Origin of the sequence: Cryobacterium sp. LW097 (assembly GCF_002205495.2) — a bacterium.
Classification (GTDB): domain Bacteria; phylum Actinomycetota; class Actinomycetes; order Actinomycetales; family Microbacteriaceae; genus Cryobacterium; species Cryobacterium zongtaii.
The window spans coordinates 3300182-3317778 of record NZ_CP021992.1; the positions used below are offsets into that span (position 1 = coordinate 3300182).

The 17597-nt window shown below is 68.0% G+C and carries 12 protein-coding genes; 3 read left to right on the plus strand and 9 right to left on the minus strand.

Annotated features, from left to right (window positions below):
• Positions 1–32: 32 nt before the first annotated feature.
• From B7495_RS15455 to B7495_RS15475, 5 genes are all read right to left on the minus strand, one after another.
• The gene (locus B7495_RS15455; RefSeq protein ID WP_088457364.1) at positions 33–1766 is read right to left on the minus strand and encodes an ABC transporter ATP-binding protein; all 1734 of its coding nucleotides are present in this window, start codon (positions 1764–1766) and stop codon (positions 33–35) included.
• Positions 1763–2728, minus strand: a complete 966-nt coding sequence (locus tag B7495_RS15460; protein WP_205748685.1) for an ABC transporter permease — start codon at positions 2726–2728, stop codon at positions 1763–1765. Before B7495_RS15460 ends, B7495_RS15455 begins: the two co-directional genes overlap by 4 nt.
• A complete protein-coding gene (locus B7495_RS15465; RefSeq protein ID WP_088457365.1) occupies positions 2725–3705 on the minus strand; it encodes an ABC transporter permease in 981 nt (326 codons plus the stop codon). Before B7495_RS15465 ends, B7495_RS15460 begins: the two co-directional genes overlap by 4 nt.
• Before the next feature lie 108 nt (positions 3706–3813).
• Positions 3814–5475 carry an ABC transporter substrate-binding protein gene (locus B7495_RS15470; protein WP_088457366.1) on the minus strand — a complete coding sequence of 554 codons (1662 nt, stop codon included), beginning with the start codon at positions 5473–5475 and terminating at the stop codon, positions 3814–3816.
• A gap of 167 nt (positions 5476–5642) precedes the next feature.
• Positions 5643–6725 carry a LacI family DNA-binding transcriptional regulator gene (locus tag B7495_RS15475; RefSeq protein WP_088458133.1) on the minus strand — a complete coding sequence of 361 codons (1083 nt, stop codon included), beginning with the start codon at positions 6723–6725 and terminating at the stop codon, positions 5643–5645.
• Between the two features lie 1162 nt (positions 6726–7887).
• On the opposite strand from B7495_RS15475, the gene B7495_RS15485 reads away from it, so the two are divergent.
• On the plus strand, positions 7888–8937 hold the full coding sequence (locus B7495_RS15485; protein WP_088457367.1) for a M23 family metallopeptidase: 1050 nt from the start codon (positions 7888–7890) through the stop codon (positions 8935–8937).
• Between the two features lies 1 nt (position 8938).
• Here B7495_RS15485 and B7495_RS15490 read toward each other — a convergent pair whose 3' ends face one another.
• Both B7495_RS15490 and B7495_RS15495 read right to left on the minus strand, forming a co-directional pair.
• Positions 8939–12229 carry an efflux RND transporter permease subunit gene (locus tag B7495_RS15490; protein WP_088457368.1) on the minus strand — a complete coding sequence of 1097 codons (3291 nt, stop codon included), beginning with the start codon at positions 12227–12229 and terminating at the stop codon, positions 8939–8941.
• 72 nt (positions 12230–12301) lie between these two features.
• Positions 12302–13753 (minus strand): PLP-dependent aminotransferase family protein, encoded by a 1452-nt coding sequence (locus tag B7495_RS15495; RefSeq protein WP_088457369.1) that lies wholly within the window; start codon positions 13751–13753, stop codon positions 12302–12304.
• A 63-nt stretch (positions 13754–13816) separates the two neighbouring features.
• On the opposite strand from B7495_RS15495, the gene B7495_RS15500 reads away from it, so the two are divergent.
• The gene (locus B7495_RS15500; protein WP_088457370.1) at positions 13817–14431 is read left to right on the plus strand and encodes a YitT family protein; all 615 of its coding nucleotides are present in this window, start codon (positions 13817–13819) and stop codon (positions 14429–14431) included.
• A gap of 77 nt (positions 14432–14508) precedes the next feature.
• Here the strand turns inward: B7495_RS15500 and B7495_RS15505 are convergent, their stop codons facing one another.
• Positions 14509–15264 carry a MerR family transcriptional regulator gene (locus B7495_RS15505; RefSeq protein WP_088457371.1) on the minus strand — a complete coding sequence of 252 codons (756 nt, stop codon included), beginning with the start codon at positions 15262–15264 and terminating at the stop codon, positions 14509–14511.
• A gap of 80 nt (positions 15265–15344) precedes the next feature.
• A complete protein-coding gene (locus B7495_RS15510) occupies positions 15345–16559 on the minus strand; it encodes a M20/M25/M40 family metallo-hydrolase (protein ID WP_088457372.1) in 1215 nt (404 codons plus the stop codon).
• Positions 16560–16659: 100 nt separating this feature from the next.
• On the opposite strand from B7495_RS15510, the gene B7495_RS15515 reads away from it, so the two are divergent.
• A complete protein-coding gene (locus B7495_RS15515; protein ID WP_370028185.1) occupies positions 16660–17502 on the plus strand; it encodes a CPBP family intramembrane glutamic endopeptidase in 843 nt (280 codons plus the stop codon).
• Positions 17503–17597 lie beyond the last annotated feature (95 nt).

The window sequence follows — 17597 nt, forward strand, 5'->3', positions numbered from 1 at the left end:
GCACGTGGTGTGCGCAGTGCGCCCGGCGCCGGTCATCGCCCGGCTCCCGCGCGGTGTGGCTGCGGAATCGCCTCGAGCAGCTCCATCGTGTAGGGGTCCTGGGGGAACCGAAGCACCTGGGCGGTCTGTCCGGACTCCACCACGCGGCCTTGATTGAGGACCATGATCTGGTCAGTCACCAGCCGGGCGGAGAGGAGGTCATGGGTGATGTAGAGCATCGAAACGCCGAACGTGACCCGCAGTCCATCAAGGAGCGCGAGAACACCAGCGCGCAACGACACGTCGAGCATCGAAACGGGCTCATCCGCGATGATCACCTGCGGGTCGCAAGCGAGCGCGCGGGCGATGACCACGCGCTGACGCTGTCCGCCGGAGAGCTGATGCGGGAGCTTCGCCGCGAACTGCTCGACGGGCGTCAGACCCACGGTATCGAGGAGCTCGAGCACGCGGGTGCGCGCCTCGGCACCGCGCAGTCCGGTGTAGTTGAGGACGGGGCGCATGAGCGCGTACTCGACGGTGTGCAGTGGGTTGAGCGCGGAGTACGGGTCTTGGAAGACCATCTGCACCTCCTGGCGTAGCCCCCGCAGCCCCTTGCCCCGTAGCGTATCGACCCTGGTCTCACCAAAATGGATCGTGCCCGATGTCGGACGTTCGACGCCGGTGATGAGCTTGGCCAGGGTGGACTTTCCCGAGCCGCTCGCGCCGACCAGGGCCATGGACTGGCCCCGGTCGAGGGTGAAGGAGACGTGGTCCACGGCAGTGACCGGGTCGCTACCGCGGCGCGGCCGCGGATAGACCTTGGTGACGTCGTCGACCACGATCGCCGCCGCCTCGGGTCGCCCCGGTCGGCGCCGGGCGGGCCCGGAGGGCGCACTTGTCACCAACTCGCCCGTCATCGGCGAGACAGCGTTGGGGACGCCATCGAGCCCGGTGGTCGAGATCGTCGAGCCGCGCACGACGAGCCCGGGCACCTGGACGACCTCCGCGCGGGGGTCGGCATAGTGGCCGAGCAACATCTGTGTGTACTCGTGCTGCGGTGCGTGCAGGATCTGCTGCGACGTACCATCCTCAACGATGACGCCCTCGCTCATGACCATGACCCGTGTCGTCGACTCCAGCACGATGCCGAGGTCGTGACTGATCAGCAGCGCGGTAAAGTTCTCAGACTTCTGCAGCTCCCGGATTGTGCCCATGACGGCGTGCTGCACGAGCACGTCGAGAGCGGTGGTCGGCTCATCGAAGACCATGAGCTGAGGCTCGAGAGACAGGGCGAGAGCGATCGAGACGCGTTGTCGCATCCCGCCGGAAAGCTCGCCGGGGAAGCGGTCGAGCACATCGCGGGGTAGCTCGACCTTCTCGACGAGGTCGTAGGCTCGCGCGAGCCGCTTGCTTGCGGGCACGTGGCCGTGCGCGGCGAAAATGTCACCAAAATGCTTGCGAATCGAGCGCACCGGGTTGAGCGCGTTCATGCCCGACTGCAACACCATCGCGAAACCGCCCTGGCGCTGCTTGCGCAGCTCCTCGTCATCCATGTTCGCGATATCGCGCCCATCGAAAAGGATCGTTCCCTGTGAGATGCGCGCCGGCGCCTTGGCGAGGCGGGTCACCGCGAAGCCCAGGGTTGATTTTCCGGAGCCGGACTCTCCCACCAGGCCGACGAACTCGCCCCGTTCCAGGGAGAAAGAAGCGCTCTTGACCGCATAAGTCGGCTCCGCACCGCGCGGTTCATAGATGACCGACAGATTGTTGACCTCGAGCAGGCTCATCGTCCGGTTCCTTCCCGTAGGCGGGGGTTGGACAGGCCGTCCACCCCGAAGTTGATAAGAGTGAGCGACGTGGCGATCAGTGCGATGCACAGGCCGGGTGCGAACAACAGCACCCACTGACCGGTGAGCAGGGCGTTTGAATTCGACGCCCAGAAGAGCATGGATCCCCAGCTCACGGTCGTCGTGTCACCGATCCCCAGGAAGGACAGGCCAGACTCCGCGAGGATCGCCGACGTCGCCGCACCGAAGAAGCTGCCGGTGATGAGCGAGGTCATGTTCGGCAGGATCTCTTGGAAGACGATGCGGGCCGCGCCGTCTCCGGCGAACTGCGCCGCGGTGATGAAGTCACGACCGCGGATGGACTGTGTCTGCGATCGGAGCACGCGGGCCCCATATGCCCAACCGGTGAGCACAACGACGAAGATGATCATCGTCATGCCGCCGTTCTGCAGGTAGGCCGCGATGACGATCATGAGCGGTAGCCCCGGGATGACGAGCACGAGGTTGACGATGAAGTTGATGATGTCGGCGAGCGGGCCACGGATATAGCCCCATGACAGGCCCACGACGACGGCGATGAGCGTGGAGAGAAACCCGGCGATGAAGCCGACGAGCACCGAAATCCGGGCACCGAAGATAACCTGCGAGAGCACGTCCTCGCCGGCAGCCGTGGTACCGAACCAGTGGCTCGGGGATGGAGATTGGTTGCGTCCGAAGCCGTTCTCGCTCGCGCCGTAGGGCGCGATGAGCGGCGCGAAGATGGCCAGAGCCACGAAGGCGAGGAGCAGGACCACGCCGATGCGGGCCTTCTTGTTGCTCCAGATCGTCGAGGCGCCGCGCGTGAAGACCCGCAAGGGCGAGGCCGGTCCGTGCTGCTTGGGGAGGACGGGGCCGGCACCGCGCGCGGCCTGATGGGGCGGGGTCGAGCCCGTGGGTTCAGGGAGATTCACTAGAGAAGTCATCGTCGGGTCCTCGGATCCAATAGTCCGTACAAGATGTCGACCAAGAAGTTCGCGAGCAGAATACTGATCGTGATCATGAGGAACAGCGCCTGCATGAGCGGGAAGTCCTGGTTCGTGACCGCGTTGAAGAGCAAGTAGCCCACACCGGGGTAGTTGAAGACCTGCTCGACGAGCAGCGAGCCACCCACCACACCACCGAGCGCCAGGCCGAAGCCGGTGAGGTTCGGCAGGATCGCGTTGCGGGCGGCGTACTTGATGGCGACGGTATGGGTGCGCAGACCGTTCGCTTCGGCGAAGGTGACGTAGTCGTCGCCGAGGGTATTGATCATGTTGTTGCGCATCCCGAGTATCCAGCCGCCGACGGAGGTGACGAGGATCGTCACGGCGGGCAGCCAGGCGTGGCCGAGCGCGTCGCCGATGAAGGCGAGGCTGAGGTTGGGGGTCGCTTCGAGGCCATACGCACCCGAGGTCGGGAACCACTTGAGCGTGTAGCCGAGGAAGAAGACGAGCAGAAGGGCGGTCCAGAAGTATGGAAAGGCCGAGGTGAACGTTCCGCCGAGCGTGGGGAGCGTGTCCAGCCAGGTGCCGCGCTTCCAGGCGGCGAGCACACCGAGCAGAGTCCCGAGCACGAACGCCACGATGGTCACGAGACCGACCATGACAAGTGTCCACGGGAGCGCGTTCAAGACGAGGGAGGAAACGCTCTGCGGGAAGAACGTGTACGAGACCCCGAAGTCGAGGCGGGACACGTTGCCGAGGTACTGAGCGTATTGCGACCACACGTCGCCGGTCGGGACGCCGAGCTGAGCCTCGATGGCTGCTCGGGTCGCTGGATCCACAGGGCCGTTCTGTGCCAGCTTCGCGATGGCCGCGTCAGCAGGCGTGCCGGGCATGAGCCGCGGCAGCAGGAAGTTCAGGGTGATCGCGGCCCACGCGGTCAGGAGCAGCAAGCCAAGCTTGCGCAGGGGGTACCACACGGGTTACTCGCCTTCGATAGGAGGTTGGGGGCACAGCGGGGCTGAGCGAGGTGCCCGAGGTGTCAGAGGCACCTCGCTCAGCCTGTAGCGGTTCTGCAGGAGAACCTCTTAGCCGTTCGCCTTCGTGATGGTGGTCAGGACGACGAGCGCTGCCGAGGTGTACGGAGTTGGCGTCATGTAGGGATTGTCGGCGTCGGGCCAGCCGGTGAAGCTCTTGTCGGAGACGAGACCCCAGAGGCCCGCGTAGTAGACGGAGATGACCGGGAGGTCGTTGTACATGACCTCCTGGAGTTCCCCGGCGAGCTCCTTCTGGCGGTCCGCGTCTACGGTCGTGCGGAACTCGGTGAGCATCCTGTCGACCTCAGGGTTGGAGTACCGCTGGTAGTTCGACGGAGCCGTGGTGCCGATCGGCTGGAGGAAATCGGAGCTCAGCAGGTTGTAGTAGCCCTGGTAGACCGAGCCGTTGCCGCCGAAGGACGTCATCGCGACATCGAAATCACCGTTCTGCACCGCCTGGAAGTAAGCGGCGGGCTGCGGCTGGTTGATCTTCACATCGATGCCGATCGCGACATACTGTTTCTGGATCTCCTGCACTGCGCGCAGCCAGTCGGTCCAGCCGTTCGGTGTGGTGATCGTCATCTTGGCCTGCACGCCGTCCGCGTCGACGAGCTTTCCGCCCTTGGACGTGAATCCGGCCTTGGCGAAAGCCGCCTCAGCGGCGTCGGTGTCCTGCGTGACCATGCCCTCGTCGGGGATGGCGTCGGTGAGCCACTCGGCCTGTGTCGGCAGCAGGAGTCCCTGCTGTCCGGCGGCACCAACCGTGCCCTCTGAGGCGTTGTCGGCGATGCTGTCGCGCTTGAGAGCGAGAGACATGCCCTCGCGGAAGTTCGGGTCGTTGTAGGGCGCTTTGGTGAGGTTCGGCGCGATGGCAACCGTGCCAGCGGCGGGGAACCAGTACTGGTTGCCCTCGTCGGCGGCGACCCAGGTGTTCTCGACATCCGACATGAACGCGTAGGCCCAGTCGTAACCGTTGTTGACGACGTCCAGCTGCGAGTTCGCGGCGGGGAGCACGAGTTCATCGGCGGCCACCTTGTCGGCCTGCCAGTAGTCCGGGTTCTTCTCGAGCTTGTACTGGTTCGCGTTGAAGTCGCCGAGAGTGTAGGGGCCGGTTCCGATGGGGTCATCGTTGGTGAAGGTCACCGGGTCCGCCACGTCTGCCCAGAGGTGCTCGGCGACGATCGGCACGGCGAGCATGGTGATCGGTGCGGACGAGTCCTCCGCCTGGAGGACGAAGGTGACCGTCTGGCCATCCGCGCTCAGGGACTCAAGACGCGACCAGACACCGGTGCTGTCCAGTGCCGGGAACTCTTTGAGGAGGCTGTACGTGAAGACGACGTCCTCGGCGGTGAATGCTTCGCCGTCGCTCCAGGTGACGCCCTCGCGGATGTCCGAGACGATCGTCTTGGCGTCGGGCTGCGTGTAGTTCGTCTGCAGGAAGTTCGTTGACTTGCCGTCGAGAGCGTTGACGACCATGAGGGGTTCATTGATGATCGTCGATGCGGTTCGCTTCTCGATCACGAATGGGTTGAAGTTCTTGACGAACGTCGGCGATCCGTTGTCGGCGGCGAGCATGAGCGAGCTCGACCCTGCCGTTCCGGACTCGGTTCCCTGTTCGGGAGCTGCACAGGAGCTCAGAGCCAGGGCTGCGACGAGCCCCAGCCCCAGGACGGAAGTCAGGCGCGTACGCGTCCGACGGGTGCGATCGATCATGGATGTCTTCCCCTTAGTGTCATCTTTGTCACCTCGGCCGAGCGTTACGCATCCACGCGGATCACGTCGGCAAGTAGTGCTGTCCTCATACTGTATGCGCATACATCTCGTCGCGCAACTTCCGATCGAACAGACGACGGGATGGACGTGACGATGCCCGGCCTGGGTCAGGCGAGGCAACCACAGCTCTCACGCAGCAGTACCGTGACCGGTAGGGTTCCGGTCTGCGGTGGCATCAGGGGGTCCCCCAGTCTGCGCAGCAAGGTGTCCACCGCCGCTCGACCCAACTCACGCATGGGTTGACGGACGGTTGTGAGCCGCGGTTGTGACGTCTGCGAGGCGTCGATCCCGTCGAAGCCGGTGACTATGACGTCCTCGGGCACCCTCAGTCCTGAGGCGAGCAGGGCGTCGAGGACTCCCAGTGCGGTCTGGTCGTTCGAGCACACGAGCGCCCGCGGGACCCGACCTGCCTCGACCAGACGACGACCGAGCATCCGACCGTGACTCCGGGTGAAGTCACCCCGCAGCAGTGGCCCGGCCGGTGGCTCGATCCCCTCTGCTTGCAGCCCCATGCGGAATCCCTCGAAGCGGTCGTGATCGTCCGGGGAGTCGGCCGGGCCTCCGACGAAGGCCAGGTCGCGGACCCCGTGGGCGCCGACGATGTGCTGGGTCATCGCTTGCATGCCGGCTACGTTGTCGGTGCCGATGTGGTCGTAGTCGTCCCCTGCGCGCGTGCCGGCGATGACCACGACCGGGATATGCCGGGCGATGTGGGCAAGCAGCCGCTCGGGCACCGTCCGCGAGAGCGTGATCATGCCATCGACGCGACCGGCAAGGTTGTCGAAGATCTCGTCGCCACGCGCCACCGCGATAGTCACGGCCATGCCGTGCCGCCACGCCTCGATCTCCGTGCCAAGCATGACCTCGCTGAGGTAGAGGTCCCCGCTCGGCTCGACGTCCTCGGGCGGGTCGAAGTGCTCGATCACCCTGCCATCGGTATAGACGATCGGCGCCGGTCCGCCGTCGATCCCGTCGAAGTCGGGGAAGCACAGCCCGATCGCACCGGCCCGTCGCGCCGCCAGGCTCCGAGCGCTTCCGCTCGGCACGTAGCCCAAATTCAAGACGGCTGCGTCTACGCGGTCCTTGGTCGCCTGCGACACCTTGTGCGGCTTTCGGAACACCCGCGACACGGTCGCGATCGACACCCCCGCGAGATCCGCGACATCGTAGACGGTGGGAGTCTTCGGCATCAGATCCTCCATCTCGTATGGGCTCTAGCTGGGTGGATTTTGCGCCGTGGTACGGCATAAGGGTGCGGTGTAATCCATCTTGGCATGATTGTCGGACGCCCCTGAAATGCGCCTCATCGCCTGTTTCGGACCACCCCTGCGGGTCAGGGTGAGTTGAGGCCAGTAGCTCAGAGCGAGTACGCCCTCTGACGCGAGAAGCAGGAGGTCCCATCACGTCCAGTCCATCGTTGATCGCCAGGCGCGACGATAGTTCCATGACACCCGCAGGCCCGTCGATCAGCGCTTTTACCTGATGACCTCGGCGGAGTCTCGGCGGGATCGACGTCCTCGCCCACCTGGCGGGGCGGGACGAGCAGGACCAGCGGGACTACCGGGAACAGCGGGACCGCGGGACCAGCTCGGCCGTGCAAACCAGCTCGGCCAGCCGCACTAGCCACGGGTTTGGCCCGATGCGTTGCGGCCGTTGGGGGGCGGTGAAATACTTGCGCCACTGCCGGTTGACCGGCCGACTCTCTACCGCTTGGGATTGAGAACCTACATGGCCACGACATCGCACGGCCGCGGTGTGCATCGCGTCGTGCGCGCACGCCCCCTGCACAAACGCCGACTGCGAACCGGGACCATTGCGGGTCTGCTCGTGCTGGGCTCCACGGTTCTCACGGCCGGCGCACCGACCGCAGCGGACGCCGCGTCCACCCTGGCCGTGACCACGGTCGCACCCCAGCCAACCGACACGCCCACGCCCACGCCCACGCCCACGCCCACGCCCACCGAGAATCCCACTCCCACTCCCACGGACACCCCAGGCGCCCCGACGTCGACTCCGATACCGACGGAGACACCGAGCGACCAGCCTTCGGATCCGGGACCAACTCCAGAGCCGTCTCCGCCGCCGGTCAGCCCCAGCCCGACCAGCCCAGCCACACCGGGCGACCCGACGAGCCCGGAGCCGACCCCCACCCCCACCCCGGAGCCGACAGCGGAGCCTACGCCGACCCCGCAGCCAACCCCCCAACCCACGGATCCGCCCACCGACTCCGCGCCCCCGACGTCTCCAGTCACGCCCCCCGCGAGCCCAGAAAACACCCCCTCGACATCAACAAGGCCGTCGTCTCCGGCCCCACGCTCGCCCGGCCGCGCGACGAGGCCCCTGAGCACCGCGGTGGCGGCTCCCTCGCTCGATGCCGCCCGCGCAGCATCCGCTCTCGCGGCAGCGGAGAGCGCCCGCGCCAACGCCCAGTCGGCCTACGACGCCGCAAGACTCGATCTCGCGGCGACGATGGCCGATAAGACCGCCGCCCTCACCAGGCTCGAGGAGGTTCGGGTGTTGGCCGACGCGGCCGCACTTCGCGCAGAGGTATCGACGCGCACGATGGCCAACCTGGTGCGAACGATGGTGCAAGAGGGCTCCGGCACGGCGGCACTGGACGCCTTGCTCAGCGATCGGGGCTCGGCGGACCTGCTCTCCCGCCTGGGAACCGTCGACCGGATCTCAATGCTGGCGGGCAATATGAGCGAGATCCGAGCGCTTGTCGATCGGGACAGCCAACGTGCGGCCACCCTGCAGGCTGACCTCGCGACCGCGCAGACGGCGGCGCTGGCTTTCACCGTCACCGAGCAGCAGGACGCCCTCGCGACCGCGGAGGTGTCGCTGAGCCAGGCCACCGCGGCCTTCGCAACCGCCATCACGAACGCCGAGGCGGCGCTGGCCGATTCCGTCCAGGCCTCTGCGGAACGCGCTACTCAGGCGGTCAGCCAGCTGGCCGGCACCCTCGGTGCCCGGCTGAGTGACCAGGGTTGGGCCACTCCTGCTGTGGGAAGCCTTACCGACGGATTCGGCCCCCGACCTGAGCTGCCGTTACCCGGCGTTCTGCCGTTCCACTCGGGTGCCGACCTCGCCACCGCGTGCGGCTCCCCGGTGTACGCCGCCAGCAACGGTGTCGTCGCCCAGACGGGCCGGTTCGGGACCTACGGCAACTGGGTGCTGATCGACCACGGCGACGGGGTGACCACCGGTTATGCCCACATCGCAGACGACGCCACCCTCGTGGCTGCCGGCCAGAGGGTCACGGCCGGTCAGGTGATCGCCGGAGTGGGCAGCACCGGCTCCTCCACCGGCTGCCACCTGCACCTCGAGGTGCGCGTCGACGCCATAGCTCTCGACCCACTCCCCTTCTTCACCGACCGCGGGATCGGACTCGGGATCGGCTAGATCAGCGCAGTGAACGTCGCATCCGACGGCTCTCCCGGCCGCCCTCGACCACCAGGTACAACACCGGCAGCACCACCAGGGTCAGCACCGTCGACGAAACCAGGCCGCCGATGACGACGAGCGCCAGCGGCTGCGAGATGAAGCCGCCGTGTCCGGTGAGCCCGACGGCCATGGGCAACAGGGCGAAGATGGTGGCGAGCGCCGTCATCAGAATCGGCCGCAACCGGCGAGACGCGCCGTGCACCAGGGCGTCGTAGACGCTCTGCCCCCGGCGCCGGTACTGGTTGACCAGGTCGACGAGCACGATGGCGTTGGTCACGACGATGCCGATGAGCATCAGCACGCCGATCAATGAGGCGACGCCGAGCGGGATGCCCGTGACCACCTGCAACGCGATCGCCCCTGTCGCCGCGAACGGCACCGATACCAGCAGGAGCAGCGGCTGCAACAGCGACCGGAAGGTGGCGACCATGACGATGTAGACGATCAGGATGGCGACGAGCATCGCGATGCCCAGCTGCTGGAACGCGTCAGTCTGGTCGGCCGAGACGCCGCCGAGACTCGCCGTGGCGCCGGTGGGCAGCTCGGTGTCGGCCAGGGCCGTCGTGACCTGGGCGGTGGCGGTACCGAGGTCGTCGCTGTTGGGCGTGGCCGAGATCGTCGCGGTGCGCAGCCCCTTGGTGGTGGTGAGGGTGGACGGTCCGTCGACCTGCTGCACGGCGGCCAGGCTGTCGAGCGGGACCAGCCCCGCGAGAGTGGGGATCTGCAGGGCGGCGAGCTCCGCCGTGGTGGTCGGGGACGAGCCCGACTGCAGGTAGACCGACAGGGTGGCCTCGTCGATCACGATCGAGCCGATCGTGCTGGGCTGCATCGCCTGTGACACCAGCGTGCCGAGGGCCAGTTCGCTGAGCCCGGCGGCGGCCGCCGCACTGCGGTCGATGGTCACGGCCACGTACGGGCGGGAGGCGGCGAGGTTGCTGCTGGCCTGGGTGGGGGAGTCGAGCTCGCCGACGACCGCGAGAATATCGTCGGATGCGGTCTGCAGGTCGGCGCCGGACGCCGCCGTGATGTCGATTTCGATGTCCGACGAGCCGCCGAAGCCGCCCCCGGACGAGACCGTGATCTCGCCGGCGTCGTCGAGGGTGTCGAGCTGCTCGCGCACCTCGACCTGGACCGCGTCGGCATCCGCGGAATCGTCGGTGGTCACCGAGTAGGTGACGGTGCTGGAGGACGACCCTCCACCGGCGAAGGCCGCGAACGCACTGCCGCCACCGATGGAAACCTGCACGATGCTCACCCCGTCGACGGCGCGGACGGTGTCTTCGACCGCGGTGGAGGCGGCATCCTGGGCGGCGAGACTGGTGCCCACCGGAAGCTCCTGGCTGACCTGGAAGGTGGACTGGCCGGTCGAGCCGAGGAAGTTGACCTTCATGAAGGGCAGCATGGCGACGGTGCCGACCAGGACCAGTGCGGCGAGCAAGAGAGTGGCCACGTAGTGCCTGAGGGTCCAGTGGATGACCGGCAGGTAACCCTGCTGCAGACGACTGGGCTGTTCGCGGGCATCGCGTTCGTCGAAGCCGTCGGCGTCTGGCGCGGCGTGCCGGTTGCGGGTGGTCGGCGTGGACGAGGTGGTCGGTGCGACGGCGGCCGGTGCGGTCCCGGCGCTGACCGGCGCGGCTGTGAGTGGCACGGCTGCGACTGGCATGGCTGTGACTGGCGGGGCGGTGACTGGCGCGGCGCTGATGGCGGCGGACGCGGCGATTGCCTGACCGTCCGGGGACGGCTCGGCGGCGGCGGGCTTCGGCGCGCGCAGGAACCAGTAGGCCAGCACCGGAACGATCGTGAGTGAGACCAACAGCGATGCGAGCAGGGCGATGGTGACCGTGAGCGCGAACGGTCGGAAAAGCTCGCCCGTGGAGCCGCCGACGAACGAGATCGGCAGGAATACCGTGACGGTGGTGATGGTGGAGGCGGTGATGGCGCCGGCCACTTCTCGGACCGCGCGCACGATGGTCTCGGCGCGGTCGGCGCCCCAGACCAGGTGCCGTTTGATGTTCTCGATGACGACGATGGAGTCGTCGACGACTCGGCCGATCGCGATGGTGAGGGCGCCGAGCGTGAGGATGTTGAGCGAGTAGCCCACCGACTGCAGGCCGATGAACGTGATGAGCACCGAGGTGGGGATGGAGATCGCGGTGACCAGGGTGGCGCGCACCGACAACAGGAAGACCAGGATCACCAGGACCGCGAAGACCAGGCCGAGGATGCCCTCCTGGGTGAGCGCGTCGATGGACTCCTGGATGAACGGGGCCTGGTCGAAGACCACGGTGATGGTGGTGCCGGGCACGGCGTCTTCGAGCTGCGGCAGGATGGCGCGCACGGCGGTCGAGACGTCGACGGTGTTCGCGGCCGGTACCTTGGTCACCGAGATGGTGAGGGCTGGTTCGCCGTCGACCCTGGAGATGCTGGTGACGGGGTTCTCGACCACCGCGACAGCGGCGACATCGCCGATCGAGACCGGTCCGGCCGCCGCGGGCGACAGGCCGGCTGCGGCGCCGGCGATCAGAGGCAGCGCGGCGATCTCCTCGGCGGAGCCGAGCTTGGTGCCGGCCTGCACAGACAGGGTGGTGTCGTTCTCGGTGAGGGAACCGGCCGGGATGAGCGACCCGTTCTGCTGCAGAGCGTCCCGGATGGCGCTCGCGCTGAGGCCGCGCGCGGCCAGGGCCGCGGCATCCGGCGTGATGGTGACGCGCCGGCCGATGTCGCCGACGAGGGCGGCATCGCGCACCCCGTCGATGTCGCGGATGTCGCCGAGGACGCCGCGGGTGAGCTGGTCGGCGATGGTGTCGGCGTCGCCGCCGGACACGGCGAGCGACAGCACCGGGAAGTCGTCGATGCTGCCGCTGATCACCTGGGGGTCGAGGTCGGCGGGCAGGGTGGTCTTGATGCGGTTGACGGCCTGGCTGATCTTGGATTCGGCCTTGACCAGGTCGGTGCCGTAGGTGAACGTGGCGTTGACCAGCGACGAGTTGGTGCTGCTGGTGGTGGAGGTGGATTCCAGGCCCTCGATGCCCTGGATGGCGGTCTCGATCGGCGTGGACACGTCATCGTTGACCACCTCGGGCGAGGCACCCGGGTAGCTCGTCGAGATCAGCAGCGTCGGCAGCTGCAGGGAGGGGATCAGCTCCTGCTTGAGGCTGGTCAGCGCGAGGGAGCCGAAAACGGCCGCGACGATGGTGATGAGCGCGATGAGCGCCCGGTTCTTCATGCTCAAGACCGAGAGAAAATACACCCGATCAGTATCCCATTGCACAGTAGCCACCAGCGGGGCCGGCAGCCGTGAGATGTGACGGTCTGGTTACGGTCAGACCACATCGGCGAGGTACCCGGTGTCGGGCATTGGATGCCGCAGCAGCGACTCCCAGGCCAGCCCGAGGGCGTCGAGGGCACGCGGCATCTCGTCGGGACCGGAGCAGAACGGGATGCGCAGGAACCTCTCGAACGCTCCGTCGATGCCGAAGCGCGGGCCGGCCGGCAGCAGCAGCCCCTGGGTGCGCGCCGCGAGGGCGAGCTGGGAGCTGACCGGCCGGCCGAGGTTGACCCACAGGGTGACGCCGCCGTCCACGTGGGGCACCTGCCAGTCGGGAAACCGCGTGCTCAGACCCGTCACGAGACGGTCCCGCCCCGCCCGCAACAGCGTCCGGCGGGACTCGAGAATCTCGGGCAGCTCCCGCAGCAGCCGCGTGACGATGAGCTGCTCCAGCACCGGGGTGCCGAGATCGTTGGCGAGCCGGGCCGCGGCCAGCTTGCGGATCAGGCCGGGGTCGGCCCGGATCCAGCCCACCCGCAGACCGCCCCAGACCGTTTTACCCACCGACCCGACGGTGACGGCGAGGTCGGGCCGGTCGGGGTCGGCCGAGGCGGCGAACGGGCCGAACTCCCCCGGCCGGTCGATGTCGAGTTCGCCGATGGTTTCGTCGCTGATCAGCACGGTGCCCTGCCGGGCAGCCGCGGCCAGCACCCGTTCTCGTTGGGCAACGGGCATGGTCTGCCCGGTGGGATTCTGGAAGTCGGGCATCAGGTAGCCGAGCACCGGATTGCTGCGCTGGATCGTCTGCAACAACGCCGACTCGTCCCAGCCGGCGTCCGCGCCGGGCAGCGCGGCGGTGACTGACACCGGCATCAGGCGACCGCCGGCCGCCCGCAGCGCCTCGTAGGCATGCGGGTAGGTCGGCGTCTCGACGAGGACCCTGTCGCCCCGGCTGATCAGCACCCGCGCGAGCAGGGCGATGGCGTGCTGGGCGCCGACGGTGACCATGATCTGTTCGGGCTCGGTGGGCAGCCCCCTGGCCCGGTAGCGGTCGGCGATGGCCCGGCGCAGTTCGGGCAGGCCGACGGGGTCGAAGCCAGAGCCGGTCAGGTGCGCCGGCAGGTCCGCCGCGGCGAGCGCGGCCACCTCGGCGAGGCCGGGCCAGGCGGGCAGCACCGCCTGGCCGAGATCGAGCACGCCGGCCGGCACCGCGGCATCCGCCACGACGGTCACCCCGGGCAGACGGGCGACACTGCCGGAGCCCTGCACACTGTGCACATAACCGGCCTCGCGCAGCTGCCGGTACGCGGCCGTGACCGTGGTGCGGCTGAGCCCCAGCCTGATGCCGAGGTCGCGTTCCGCGGGCAGCCGGCTATCGGTGGGGATGCGGCCGTCGAGGGTGAGCAGGCGGATGCGGTCGGCCAACGCCCGGTAGGCGCTGCCCGCCGTGCGCCAGTCGCCCAGCAATGACTCCAGGCCGCGGGCGGTGAGCTGGTTCGACGACATGAAGCCACTCTAGGCAAATTGGCTACTTGAGGACAGGGTGCTGATGCAATTGGATTGACTCTTATGACCCGTCGTGTGATTCAGCTCATCATTGGCCTCTTCCTCTATGGGATCGGTATCGCGTTGATCGTGCGCGGCGCGATCGGGGTGGCCCCGTGGGACGTACTGACCCAGGGCATCGACGGGCAACTGCACCTCGGTTTCGGAGTCATCACCACGATCATCAGCGGCATCGTGTTGCTGCTGTGGATCCCGCTCAAGCAGCGGTTGGGCATCGGCACCGTCCTGAACGCTGTGCTTGTGGGCCCGGCGGCGGATGTGGGCCTGTGGCTGGTGCCGGCAGACCTCGCCCTGTGGCTGCGAGTGTTGCTGTTCGCCGCCGGGTTGCTGCTGCTGGCCATCGCCTCGGGTATCTACATCGGTGCGGGACTCGGCCCCGGTCCGCGCGACGGCCTGATGACCGGGCTGCACGCCCGCACCGGCTGGCCGATCTGGACGGTGCGCACCGGCATCGAGGGGCTGGTTCTCGCGACCGGCTGGGTGCTCGGCGGCAACGTCGGGGTGGGCACCGTGCTGTTCGCCCTCCTGGTGGGGCCGCTCTGTCAGTGGACGCTGCCTCTGTTCGCCAGGGACCGCAGCCGTCGTGAGGCGCCGACCCCCGCGTTCGATCCCGCGTAGCTCGCGAAGGCGGCCCTGTGGCGACCTCGGCCGGCGGAAGCGACCACTTTCCCGCTCGCGGGATGGACGCCGCCTCGTTAGAGGGTGCGGTCCAGGTAGGCCGCGAGGGCGTCACGCACAAAGCCGGCCCCGGCCTGGCCGCCGTAGTGGGCCGCGAATCTGTCGTCGGCGACGTACATCTCGCCGAGCCCGCGCACGTAGGCGGCGGCCGGGTGGCCGTTCTCTCGCGGTATGCCGGGCACACCATCGAGCCACTCCACGTGCCGCCTGGCTAGTTCCTGCGCCTCGGCACCGGCGGGGGCGACCTGTCGTGCGGCGGCCTCCTGCCAGTCGGCCTGGAGCGCGGCGGTCGTCGCCTGCCACTGGGCACGTTGCGCGGGGCTCATGCCCCGCCACCACCTGTCGCCGCCGGCGTAGGCGTCGGCTCCCCAGCGCTGTTCGACCTCCTCCTTATGAGTGGTGTGGTCGAAGCCGTCGAACATCGCCTCTGCCATGAGCTGGTCCTTTCTCTCCAAAGCTGTGATGGTGGTTCGCACCGACCGGATCTGACGCTGCAACCTGTGTTGTTCCTGCTCGAGCCAGCCGAGGTGCGATCGCAGGGCCGCCGCTTCGTCGGTCTCGCGGTCGAGCACACCACGAATCGCCGGCAGCCCGAGGCCCAGCGCGCGCAGCAACAGGATGCGTTGCAGCCGCACGAGCGCCCGGTCGTCGTAGTAGCGGTAGCCGTTGGCTGCGATCCGGCTCGGTGGGAGCAGCCCCTCGGCGCCGTAGTGGCGCAGGGTGCGGCTCGTGGTTCCGGCCAGCCGGGCGATGTCCTGGATCGAGTGGTCCACCTGTGTCGCGCTCCTTTCGGTAGCGGCGTCGGGCGGGCCGCCCGACGACGTCCAGGATAATTCTTGACGCTGCGTCAATGTCAACCGCAGAATGCGACGATGGTGTCTTCGAGGATCTCGGCGACCTGATGGATCGACGACTCCGTGGCCCACTCGACACGGGCGTGCGCTCCGGCGCCGTCGACCCCGAACAGCAGGCACTGGATGCCGGCCTCCCGGACCAGGCCGGCGTCGGTCCAGAACGGCTCGCCCCTCTGCACGACAGCGTGGCCGAGCACCCGTTCGGCCTGCTCGTCGAGCAGGCGCACGATGGGCCAGTTTGGATCGGCCTCGAATGCGCCGCGGGCGACGAGACGGGTGAGGTCGTAGCGGAAGTCGGCGGTGTCACGGGCCAGGCGATCGAGGAGGCGCCGCAGCTCGGCCTCGATCCGCTCCGGGGTCTCGCCGGGCAGCGTGCGCCGCTCGATGGTGAGGGTGGCACTCGCGGCGACGGTCGCGGCATCCGTACCGCCGGTGATCGTGGCGACCCGGACGCTGCCGTGGCCGAGCAGCGGGTGCGCGGGTTTCTGCTCAATGCCGGCCCGGAGCTCATCGAGGCCCTGAAGCACCAGGCCGGCATGCCGGATGGCGTCGACGCCCTGGCCGGGCATCGACCCGTGGGCCGCCCGCCCGTGCAGGGTGAGCTCGAACCAGGCGAAACCACGGTGGCAGACGGTGAGGCTGAGCTCGCTCGGCTCCACGACGATGGCCGCGTCGGCGGTGAACCGCCGCAGCACCTCCTCGGTGCCCAGGCTGCCGAATTCTTCGTCGGCCACCAGCGTCACCAGCAGATCGCCGGCCAGCGGCGTGAGGGTGGCCCGGTGCGCGGCGACCAGGACGGCGGCCAGGCCTCCCTTGGTATCGAAGGCACCGCGACCGTGCACCCGGTCGGAGTGCCGGGCGCCGGAGAACGGGTCGCCCTCGTAGCCGTCGACCCCGACAGTGTCGAGGTGGGCGTTGAGCATCAGGGAGGCACCCTCGCCGGTGCCGCGCTTGATGCCGACGATGGACGGCCGGCCGGTGCGTTCCTCCAGCCGATGCACCTCGAAACCTCGCGCGGCCAGCCACTGGGCGCACCAGTCGGCGATCTCGGCCTCGCCGGCGCCGTCCGGGCAGAGGTCGGGGTTGGTGGAATCGATTGCGATGAGGCGGGCGGCCAGCACGACGGGATCCAGGTGACCGTTGTCACCAGGCTCGAGTGAGCCGGGTTCGAGGGCGCCGGTCGGGCCCGGCTCGTGAGAAGGGTTCGTCGCCATTCACCGAACCTAGTGCCCGATGGCCCGGTCCGGCAGGGGGCCTCCCCCGGCGGCCCGGCGGAGCACTGTTTACCCTGGCGGTGGTTTCGGCCAGAATTGCATGATGGGAGACGAAGCCGCCGTGGATGCTCCGGCGACGCCGGAGCGGGCATCCGCGAACGCGCCGCTTCGCCTGCTGGCGGCGGCACTGATTTCGACCTCGGCGGTGCTGTTGTTCGCACTGCGGATGCCGCTGCCCGGCTACGCCACGCTCGCGGCGGCCCTGCTCGTGGCCGTGCTGGTGGACCGGGCGCTGTTCCGCGACCTGCTCCTCATAGCGGTCGGGCTCCTGATCATCAGCACCATCTCGGTCGAGGCCGACATCAGTTATTCCAACATGGCACTGATGGGGGTGGTGCTCTCGGCCGCGGTGGCCGTGCCGTACCTCATCTCACGGCGCGCCTTCGGGGACCGCCAGGTCTGGTTCCCGATCAAGACCGGGCAGCGCTGGACCACTCTGGAACGCTGGTACCTGGTGGGTGTGCTGCTGCTGGGGTACCTCATTCTGCCGAGCTACTTCATCCGCTCCGGCGCCTACTTGAATTGGCCGAGCATCAGCGCGCCCGACGAGCTCGGCCGGCTCTTCGTTGGCGTGGGATTCGTGGGCATCTGGGACGAACTGTTCTTCATCTGCACGGTGTTCGCCCTGTTCAGGCGGCACTTCTCCTTCTGGACGGCGAACCTCCTGCAGATGGTGATCTTCGTCTCGTTCCTGTGGGAACTCGGCTACCGCAGCTGGGGGCCGCTGCTGACGATCCCTTTCGCCCTGCTGCAGGGCTACACCTTCTCGATCACGAAATCGCTGACCTACGTGGTCTGCGTGCACCTGCTCTTCGACCTCGCGGTGTTCCTCGTGCTGGTGCACGCCCACAACCGCGACTGGCTGACGATCTTCCCCTACTGACCGGGCTGACCGGGCTGACCGGACTACCTTCGGGTTTGCCGTGAGGGCCTTGCCGGGAGTCAAGACGCGATATATCTTGAGATGCATTGAACGCG